Annotated in this window: 1 pseudogene; it reads left to right on the forward strand. The window is 67.3% G+C overall.

Annotated elements, in window-relative coordinates:
* Positions 1-264: pseudogene (locus tag JCM19049_RS16635) on the forward strand (alkaline phosphatase family protein); the annotation flags it as partial.
* Positions 265-689 lie beyond the last annotated feature (425 nt).

Below are 689 nucleotides of genomic sequence, written 5' to 3' on the forward strand. Positions count from 1 at the left end.
CGGGTGCGGGAGGCCTGGCAGCGCCGCTACGGCACCAAGGCCTGGGTGCTGACGCGCCAGGAAGCGATCCAGCACGGCCTGTTCGGGCCGATGCGCGACGCGGTGGCCGAACGGCTGGGGGACTTGATGATCCTGGCCGCCGAGTCCATCGCCTTCTACGACGGGCGGCGGGTGAACCCGAAGGCCTTTGAGATGGTGGGGCAGCACGGATCGCTGACCACCGCCGAACGCCTGGTGCCGCTGCTGCAGCTGCACACCGAATAACCCCGGGCCACCCAACCACGGGGGCCAGCAAAGGACATTCCCCGGCAGCCAGCTGGCTGCCGGGGAATCGTCCTTCAGCGTTCCGGGGTGGTGCGGGGACCAGGCTCCTAGTCCTTCTTGCGCCGCCCGAACATGATGTCATCCCAGCTGGCACGGAGGAACGCTTGGACTTGCGGGCGTTGGCATCCTCTTCGGCCGTCGGCTCGGGCTTCGGCTTGTCCTTGGACGAGTCGTGGGTGAGCACGGTCAGCTGTGAGGTGCGGGTGGAAATGGTCTGCGGCAGGTGCGGCAGACCCTCGTCCTCATCGTCCTGCCCATAGTTGTTCAGGTTCCGGTCGATGATCTCATTCAGCCGCTCGTCGGAGTCCTCGTCCTCGCCCGAACGCTGGCCGCGGCGGGCGTTGAGCAGCTCCACGAGTTCCTCG

This window comes from Arthrobacter sp. JCM 19049 (assembly GCF_001310435.1).